The organism is Oliverpabstia sp. (assembly GCF_022785585.1).
Taxonomy (GTDB): Bacteria; Bacillota; Clostridia; order Lachnospirales; family Lachnospiraceae; genus Oliverpabstia; species Oliverpabstia intestinalis.
The window spans coordinates 1-8,528 of record NZ_JALFPR010000083.1; the positions used below are offsets into that span (position 1 = coordinate 1).

An 8,528-nucleotide genomic window follows, 5' to 3' on the forward strand; every position below is an offset into this window, starting at 1 on the left:
TCTAGCCAACTGAGCTATCTCGCCATATGAAATTGTCTTCCAAAGAAGAAGTGGAACCTACAGGGCTCGAACCTGTGACCCTCTGCTTGTAAGGCAGATGCTCTCCCAGCTGAGCTAAGATTCCAGGGTCAACACTGATATCCAGTTGTTGAAGTAGCGAGAGGGGGATTCGAACCCTCGACACCACGGGTATGAACCGTGTGCTCTAGCCAACTGAGCTATCTCGCCATTTTTCGTGGTTGCCAACCGCAACCTGCTCTACGATTATATAAAACTGTTATGAAAAAGTCAAGCACTTTTTTGAAAAAAATTAAAAAATTTCGAAAAGAGGAAAAATAACAACGATTCGAAAGCGTATAAGGAATGAAAAAACAGTTTGAATAATGAAAGGTTTGCAGGTGAAAGTAAGGATGCACAAAAATCCGGTTGTTGCATAAAATAGCAGGAGAGAAATTTCCGGGAGAGAAATATCAATATGGGACGGGATCTGACCAAATGTCATCCACATTTACAGAAACTGGCGAAAGAACTGGTGACTGTCTGCGAAAAACAGGGATGTCCGATCGGAATCGGAGAGTGTTTTCGGACGGTACAGGAACAAAACCGACTGTATGACCAGGGAAGAACCAAGCCGGGTCCGGTGGTGACCAATGCACCGGGGAGTACCTATCGCTCCATGCATCAGTGGGGAGTGGCTTTTGATGTCTATCGAAAGGACGGAAAAGGAGCCTATAACGAGTCGGGAAATTATTTTCAGAGAGTCGGAGCTATCGGAAAATCGTTGGGTCTGGAATGGGGTGGAGACTGGAAATCCATTGTGGATAAACTACATTTTCAGCTGCCGGACTGGGGAAGTACCTCGGAAAGACTGCGAAAAGAGTATGGAAATATCTATGCTTTTCAGGCAACCTGGCCGGAATCGGATACATCGACAGGAAAAACCATATCTTCCGGAAAGGATAATCCGCATATAGAAGTGAAGGCACTGACAGCGGACAGTACACAGAGAGAATGGATCCTGGCACTGCAAATAGAACTGATCCGGCAGGGATATCAGCCGGGAGCCGTTGATGGGATTTTCGGTTCGCGGACACTGCTGGGCTGTCCAACGGTTCGGAAAGGTGCGAAAGGAGAACTCACGCGGTGGATTCAGAAACGGCTGTCTCTCTATCTGAATGTGTGGAGCGAAGGAGGGCAGACAGACGGAATTTTCGGAGAAAAAACAGAACAGAATATCCGAAATTTTCAGAAAACCAAAGGACTGCCGGCAGATGGCATTGTAGGGAAAAAGACCTGGAGTGCCCTGTTGCAAAGCAGGGGAAAATAAGGTATCATGACAGACAGAGAATACAATTCGGATAAAGGATATATAAATAATAAGAAGAAAGTAAGTTGAGATGACGGGAATAACTGTAAAAGTACTGAACAGATACGGAAAAAGAAAGAGAGGAAAAAATATGGTACGGGTAGGAATGGGATATGATGTACATAAACTGACGGAAGGACGTGACCTGATCCTTGGCGGTGTGAAGATACCGTGGGAGCTGGGACTTCTTGGACACTCGGATGCGGATGTAGTTGTTCATGCGATCATGGATGCACTTCTTGGTGCAGCTGCACTCCGGGATATCGGAAGACATTTCCCGGATACAGATCCGCAGTATAAAGGAATCTCAAGTATCCTGTTATTGCAGAAAGTGGGAGGTTTATTAAAAGAAAAGGGCTATCAGATTGTAAATATTGATGCCACGATCATTGCACAGAAACCGAAGTTACTGCCTCACATCGATCAGATGATTAAAAATGTGGCAGATGCACTGGAACTTTCCGAAGACCAGGTCAATATCAAAGCAACCACAGAAGAGGGACTTGGATTTACCGGTACACTGCAGGGCATTTCATCCCAGGCGATCTGCTGCATACAAACGGCACAGGATTGACAAAAAAGCAGGAATCGTATAAAATAACACAGACAAAGAGGTCACAGGTACTGTGGCCTTTCTTTTTTTATACGGAAAGTTGCAAAGAACATTTCACTTATGAAAAAAGAGAGGGCTATTGGTTAATTGTGCTGCTTTTTTGGATTCCAAGGACAATTCCGCTGTCTACAAAGACAAATTCCCAAAAATCGTGAGATTCCCCGTCATATACATAGTCTTTCATATATTCAAAATAGTGAATGGAATAGATCTTACGAATATGAAGATCTTCCCTCAGAGTAATACTTTCGTAATTTGGCATTCTTGTCACCTCAGAAGTTATGAATACTAACAATACTTGTAACTGTTCGATATCTTTATAATTACAAGACAAAACAATTTCCATTATTATAGCATAAATAAAACAAAAGACAAAAGAAATTAGAATCAAAATCCAGGCGGTAGGAGTTGACAAAACTACTTTTTTTTCATAAACTATAAGGCAGAAAGCATGAGAAAAGCGAAGAACGGAAAGAGTATCTGAAAGAGGAACCACAGAGAGGGACAGTCACTGGCTGGAAGCAGTCCCGGGGAATCGTCGGTGAAGTGCATCCGGGAGTTGATACGGTGAAAGAGAGTAGCCGGATCCGCAGGCAGGCGTTAAGGGCAGAAAGTGGAAGACGGATCCGGAAGATACGTCTTCAAAAAGAGTGGAACCACGGATGACTTCGTCTCTTATTGAGACAGTCATCCTTTTTCTGTTTACAGAAAATAAAATGGAGGGGAACAATGAGTTTTATCAGTCATATCAAAGAAGAATTCCAGGTGATTCAGGAACGAGACCCGGCAATCAAGACACCTTTGGAAGTGCTGTTATATCCGAGCTTTCGGGTGATGATCAAATACAGACGGGCACACAAATTATATCTGAAAGGTCATTACTTTCTGGCACGGTGGATCTCTCAGCGTGCAGCCAGAAAGACCGGGATTGAGATTCATCCGGGCGCTACGATTGGGAAAGGACTGTTCATTGACCATGGAAGCGGTGTGATCATTGGAGAAACTACGATCATTGGCGATAATGTAACCTTATATCAGGGTGTTACCCTGGGGGGAAACGGGAAAGAAACCGGCAAGCGTCACCCGACTCTGGAAGACAACGTTATGGTAAGCGCAGGAGCAAAAATCATCGGTTCTTTCACTGTCGGAGCCAACTCCAAGATCGGAGCCGGATCTGTTGTGATCGAGGAGGTGCCACCGAACTGTACCGTAGTAGGTATTCCGGGACGTGTGGTTCGTCAGAAAAATATGAAAGTACCGAGAACCAGTATGGATCACTGTCATCTGCCGGATCCGGTGCTGGATGATCTGAAAACGTTGCAGAAGGAATACACGGAAGTGACCAACCGACTGCTGGAAGTGGAAAAAGAACTTCGTTTTATCAAAAATAAAAAAGGAGAATAACAAGATGAAACTGTATAATACACTGACAAAGAAAAAAGAAGAATTCGTACCATTACAGGAAGGTAAAGTTACCATGTATGTCTGTGGACCTACGGTATATAACTTTATCCATATCGGTAACGCCCGTCCGATGATTGTTTTCGACACCGTGCGCCGTTATATGGAATATAAGGGATATGAAGTAAATTTCGTATCTAATTTTACTGATGTAGACGATAAAATCATCAAAAAATCCATCGAAGAAGGTGTAAGTGCAGAAGAAGTTTCAGAACGTTATATCAAAGAATGTAAAAAAGATATGGCGGATATGAATGTAAAACCGGCCACTACCCACCCGCAGGCAACGCAGGAGATCGATGGTATGATTGCCATGATCGAAACACTGATGGAAAAAGGATATGCGTATGATGTAAACGGAACGGTATACTTCCGTACCAGAAAGTTTGAAGAATATGGAAAATTATCTCACAAAAATCTGGATGATCTGAGATCCGGTAATCGTTCTCTTCTGGTGTCCGGCGAAGATCAGAAAGAAGATCCGATGGATTTCGTCCTGTGGAAACCGAAAAAAGAAGGAGAACCTTTCTGGGTATCTCCATGGGGTGAAGGACGTCCGGGATGGCACATCGAGTGTTCTGTGATGGCAAAAAAATATCTGGGTGAGGAAATCGATATTCATGCCGGTGGGGAGGATCTGATTTTCCCGCACCATGAAAATGAGATCGCGCAGAGTGAGTGCTGTAACGGAAAGACTTTTGCTCATTACTGGCTGCATAATGGTTTCCTGAATATTGATAACCGCAAAATGTCCAAATCCCTGGGCAACTTTTTTACCGTAAGAGAAATCGGTGAACAGTATGATCTCCAGGTGCTGCGATTCTTCATGTTAAGTGCACATTACAGAAGCCCGATCAACTTCAGCAGAGAGATCATGGAATCTTCTAAGAATGCTCTGGAACGTATTGTGACTGCAGTTTCCAATCTGACACATCTTGCACAGGAAGCAGCTGTGGATGTTCTGTCAGATGCAGAGGAAAAACTGCTTGCAGAGATTCCTGTGTACCGCAAAAAATTAGAAGATGCCATGGATGATGATCTGAATACCGCAGATGCAATCTCTGCAATCTTTGAACTGGTTAAATTTGCCAATACCAATGCAAATGATGCTTCTTCCGGAGCATTTGTCACAGCGCTGAAAAAGGAGATTGTTGCATTAAGTGATGTATTGGGTCTTCAGGTAGAAAAGAAAGAAGAAAATCTGGACGCTGAGATCGAAAAAATGATCGAAGAACGTCAGACAGCAAGAAAAGCCAGAGACTTCAAACGTGCCGATGAGATCCGTGATGAACTGCTGGCACAGGGAATTATTCTGGAAGATACCAGAGAGGGCGTAAAATGGAAACGAGCATAACATATCTGAAAGAACAGTTTCAGTTGAAGGATCCGGATATCCGTTCTTACTCTCCGCTGACACTTGCCTATATCGGAGACGGGATCTATGAGTTATATATCCGCACCATCCTGATCAAACAGGGCAACTGCCAGGTGAATAAGCTGCATAAACAGGCAAGCCGGTTGGTAAAAGCTCAGGCACAGTCGGAGATGGTGCAGGTGCTGGAGCCACATTTTACCCAGGAAGAAGAAGCAGTCTACAAGAGAGGTCGAAATGCAAAGTCCTACACTACAGCGAAGAATGCCACTACAGGGGATTATCGCCGTGCGACGGGATTTGAGGCGGTTATGGGGTATCTGTATCTGACGGATCAGTACTGCAGAATGATTGATCTGATCAAAATGGGATTGGAGGCACTGAAAGATGGAAAATAAAATCGAAGGAAGAAACGCGGTTTTAGAAGCATTACGTGCGGGAAAACCGATTGACAAATTATATGTTCTGGATGGATGTCCGGACGGACCGGTGAGAACCATTATCCGGGAAGCAAAAAAAGGTGATACGATCATCAATTTTGTAAAAAAAGAACGCCTGGATCAGTTATCTGAAACGGGTCATCACCAGGGTGTTATTGCAATGGCGGCTTCGTATGAGTATGCTACAGTGGAAGATATTCTGGAAAAAGCCAGGGAAAAAGGGGAAGCTCCTTTTATTTTCGTACTGGATAATATCGAAGATCCGCATAATCTGGGAGCTATGATCCGAACAGCGAATCTGGCAGGTGCACACGGTGTGATCATTCCAAAACGAAGAGCAGTGGGGCTTACCCCGACTGTTGCCCGTACTTCAGCAGGGGCAATCAATTATACACCGGTTGCAAAAGTAACCAATTTAAAACAGACCATGGAACAACTGAAAAAAGAAGGCATGTGGTTCGTATGTGCAGATATGGACGGTACGCCGTATTATCAGATGGATCTGAAAGGACCGATGGGTCTGGTAATCGGAAACGAAGGAGAAGGAGTCAGCAGATTAATCAAAGAAACCTGTGATTTTGTAGCCTCGATTCCGATGAAAGGAGATATTGATTCCCTGAATGCTTCTGTGGCAGCAGGGGTTCTGGCTTTTGAAATCGCCCGTCAGCGTGGATAACAGTGAGGAAAACAGGATGAAGGAATATACAGAGTACACAGACGAGGAACTGGTGGAACTGCTTCGGCAGGGGGATACAGAGGTTATGGATTATCTGCTGGAAAAATACAAGTTTATTGTACGCCAGAAAGCCCGTGTTCTCTATCTTGCAGGAGGAGAAGCGGATGATCTGATTCAGGAAGGAATGATCGGACTCTTCAAAGCGATCCGGGATTATCGCGGGGATAAAGAGGCTTCTTTTTATACGTTTGCCCAACTGTGTGTGGACCGGCAGATGTATAATGCCATCCAGTCATCCACCAGGCAGAAACATCAGCCACTGAATTCCTATATTTCTATGAATGGAGAAGAATGGGAAACACAGCTGGGCAGTAAAACAGAACAGAGTCCTGAGACAATCATTATTGCACAGGAAAATGCCGTGCAGATGGAAGAAAAAATCAGAAAACAGCTAAGTACTTTTGAAAATGAAGTCCTGACACTTTATCTGGATGGAAATAATTATCAGCAGATTGGTGAAAAAATGAACAAATCATCCAAGTCCATTGACAATGCTCTGCAACGAATCAAGGGTAAAGTCCGGGAGAGTCTTGGCAGGAAAAAATAAAATATTTAAAAAAATCTGAAAAATACGAAAATTATGCTTGACTTTTTCCGGAGCTTTTGCTAAACTATCTAACTGTAGCGGACAGATAAAAACGCTGCAGATGCTGATGTGGCTCAGAGGTAGAGCACTTCCTTGGTAAGGAAGGGGTCACGGGTTCAATTCCCGTCATCAGCTTACAAAGCTCCTTGAAGTGATTCATGGAGCTTTTTTGACTTTCAGGAATTGTTTTCTGTAAAGCAAAAATGTTTTTATGAAGATCCGGTAAAGGATATAACGGGGAAAGAAAGGAGAAGATATTTTATGGTAAGAAAAACAAAGGTAGCAGTCGTAGAACATCCGCGTGGAGGAGAAGGCAGTGTGGAATTTCACCACATTGTATCTGAAGAAGAACTGAACGGACACGGTTCCATGTATGCCATGGCAGTACTTCGTCCGCACAGCAGCGTTGGCTGGCATCAGCATGTGGGGAATACAGAACCTTATTTCATTTTAAAGGGGAAAGGGGTATTTGTGGACAATGATGGTACAAGAACAGAGGTAGGGCCTGGAGATGTATGTGTGATCGAAGTGGGACAGAGCCATTCTCTGGAGAATCCAAATGACGAAGAACTGGTATTTATGGCGTTAGTTTACAATGCATAAACAGACATACCGGTACGAGGCAATCAAATATCCGTCTAACGAAGATGTGTTTTTCAATGTCCTGTGGCACAACAGGGATTACACTGCACCTCACTGGCATAACGGGCTTGAGATTCTGTATCTGCTGGAGGGAAGTGAAGACTGTTATCTGGGAGAGGAAGAATGCATCCGGATGAAAAAAGGAGACTTTCTGGTAATTAATTCCCGGGTGGTACACAGTGTTCAGTGTCCACGACAGTGTAAGGAGATGCTGATACAGATCCCTTATCCGATGATGAAACGGTTTATTCCTCAGATCGACGGGCTGGAATTTGTCTGTGAAAAGATCACCGGAAGAAAGCACCGGATGGATACGTTTATGGTGGAGAGAGCACTGAGTGCTCTTGTAGAACTGCATCCTTTTCGGTCGCCGGAAGAAACTCTGGAGTTTTACAGCCGGATGTATCATCTGCTGGCTGTACTGGTAAAAGACTTCAGCGTATCGGTTACTTCTGATAAGATGGAAATATCAGAAAAATATATGGAACGACTGGGAATGATCACTTCATATGTGAAGGAACATTATACGGAAGAAATTTCGCTGCAGGAGATTGCACGGCTGGTTTCTCTGAATCCGGATTATTTCACGCGATTTTTTAAGAAATATATGGGCATGACATTTCTGGCTTATGTTAATTCGGTGAGAATGGAACATGTTGTCAGAGATTTGCAGAGAACAGATCTGAGTGTCCAGAAGCTGCTGGAGATTCATGGTTTCACTAATTATAAATTATTTATGAAAATGTACAAATCCAGGTTTGAGAGTACACCGGGAAAGATGCGAAGATACCGGAAAGAACAGAAGATAGAAGATTAACAGACGAAAGAGATCTGCCGGCAAAGAACCGGAAGATCTCTTTTAAAGTTGCGTTGCATATCAATAATTGATCCGGTGGATCAATTTTGATTTCCTCCGGGAAGATAGGACGGTTGTAGTTGTATGGGGATGTGGTTACTGTGGGGAAACTTTGCTCTGGTCGACTTTACGTTGTGGGTAAGTTCGATTATAATGGAAAAAGGTAACTGTTCAGTAACTTTACAGTTACGAGCAAAAATGCATTTAAAATCACCTTCGGTGATGGCATTTTTGCTTGTATGTCTCGGGATTTTGGCATATTTATGCCAAAACACCTCGCGGGATAATGGCTACTGAATAGTTACAACTCTTCAAATATACTTTCTGCTCCGGTGTGATTCGAAAGCTCTCCACCGCTTTCTGAATCGTCTTCTGGTGCACCCAGCGATCCAGTTTCCGTTCTTCCAGATATGGAATCACCGTATCCCACTGCTTCGCAAGCGCTGTCGCAAAATA

The 8,528-nt window shown here is 43.7% G+C and carries 10 protein-coding genes, 3 tRNA genes, 1 pseudogene and 1 other annotated feature; of the genes and pseudogenes, 10 read left to right on the forward strand and 4 right to left on the reverse strand.

The annotated features are described in order from the left end of the window. Nucleotides 1-51: 51 nt before the first annotated feature. Nucleotides 52-124 (reverse strand) — tRNA-Val (locus tag MSA64_RS05685). A 30-nt stretch (nt 125-154) separates the two neighbouring features. Then, a tRNA-Met gene (locus MSA64_RS05690) sits at nt 155-228 on the reverse strand. Between the two features lie 247 nt (nt 229-475). On the opposite strand from MSA64_RS05690, the gene MSA64_RS05695 reads away from it, so the two are divergent. Together MSA64_RS05695 and ispF are read left to right on the forward strand one after the other, a co-directional pair. Next, on the forward strand, nt 476-1,327 hold the full coding sequence (locus MSA64_RS05695; RefSeq protein ID WP_287890933.1) for a peptidoglycan-binding protein: 852 nt from the start codon (nt 476-478) through the stop codon (nt 1,325-1,327). A 130-nt stretch (nt 1,328-1,457) separates the two neighbouring features. Further along, nucleotides 1,458-1,940, forward strand: coding sequence for a 2-C-methyl-D-erythritol 2,4-cyclodiphosphate synthase (ispF, locus tag MSA64_RS05700; RefSeq protein ID WP_277664168.1), 483 nt, complete (start codon nt 1,458-1,460; stop codon nt 1,938-1,940). A gap of 115 nt (nt 1,941-2,055) precedes the next feature. Here the strand turns inward: ispF and MSA64_RS05705 are convergent, their stop codons facing one another. Further along, nucleotides 2,056-2,241: a hypothetical protein gene (locus MSA64_RS05705; RefSeq protein ID WP_205839909.1), complete on the reverse strand. Its 186-nt coding sequence runs from the start codon at nt 2,239-2,241 to the stop codon at nt 2,056-2,058. Nucleotides 2,242-2,433: 192 nt separating this feature from the next. After that, nucleotides 2,434-2,658 (forward strand) — a binding site (T-box leader). Nucleotides 2,659-2,708: 50 nt separating this feature from the next. On the opposite strand from MSA64_RS05705, the gene epsC reads away from it, so the two are divergent. From epsC to MSA64_RS05745, 8 genes are all read left to right on the forward strand, one after another. Further along, complete coding sequence (epsC, locus tag MSA64_RS05710; RefSeq protein WP_022172611.1) at nt 2,709-3,383, forward strand: serine O-acetyltransferase EpsC; 675 nt, start codon at nt 2,709-2,711, stop codon at nt 3,381-3,383. Between the two features lie 4 nt (nt 3,384-3,387). Next, nucleotides 3,388-4,794, forward strand: coding sequence for a cysteine--tRNA ligase (cysS, locus tag MSA64_RS05715; protein ID WP_287890936.1), 1,407 nt, complete (start codon nt 3,388-3,390; stop codon nt 4,792-4,794). Further along, the gene (locus MSA64_RS05720; protein ID WP_022172609.1) at nt 4,779-5,210 is read left to right on the forward strand and encodes a Mini-ribonuclease 3; all 432 of its coding nucleotides are present in this window, start codon (nt 4,779-4,781) and stop codon (nt 5,208-5,210) included. The genes cysS and MSA64_RS05720 overlap by 16 nt, the downstream gene beginning before the upstream one ends. After that, complete coding sequence (gene rlmB / locus MSA64_RS05725; protein WP_287890937.1) at nt 5,200-5,928, forward strand: 23S rRNA (guanosine(2251)-2'-O)-methyltransferase RlmB; 729 nt, start codon at nt 5,200-5,202, stop codon at nt 5,926-5,928. Before MSA64_RS05720 ends, rlmB begins: the two co-directional genes overlap by 11 nt. After that, nucleotides 5,873-6,535, forward strand: a complete 663-nt coding sequence (gene sigH, locus MSA64_RS05730; protein WP_330639066.1) for an RNA polymerase sporulation sigma factor SigH — start codon at nt 5,873-5,875, stop codon at nt 6,533-6,535. Before rlmB ends, sigH begins: the two co-directional genes overlap by 56 nt. A 102-nt stretch (nt 6,536-6,637) precedes the next feature. Further along, nucleotides 6,638-6,709 (forward strand) — tRNA-Thr (locus MSA64_RS05735). A gap of 126 nt (nt 6,710-6,835) precedes the next feature. Then, the gene (locus MSA64_RS05740) at nt 6,836-7,177 is read left to right on the forward strand and encodes a cupin domain-containing protein (RefSeq protein WP_022172606.1); all 342 of its coding nucleotides are present in this window, start codon (nt 6,836-6,838) and stop codon (nt 7,175-7,177) included. Continuing rightward, nucleotides 7,170-8,033 (forward strand): AraC family transcriptional regulator, encoded by an 864-nt coding sequence (locus MSA64_RS05745; RefSeq protein ID WP_287890938.1) that lies wholly within the window; start codon nt 7,170-7,172, stop codon nt 8,031-8,033. Before MSA64_RS05740 ends, MSA64_RS05745 begins: the two co-directional genes overlap by 8 nt. Before the next feature lie 300 nt (nt 8,034-8,333). Here the strand turns inward: MSA64_RS05745 and MSA64_RS05750 are convergent. Continuing rightward, nucleotides 8,334-8,528, reverse strand: a pseudogene (locus MSA64_RS05750) (hypothetical protein); the annotation flags it as partial.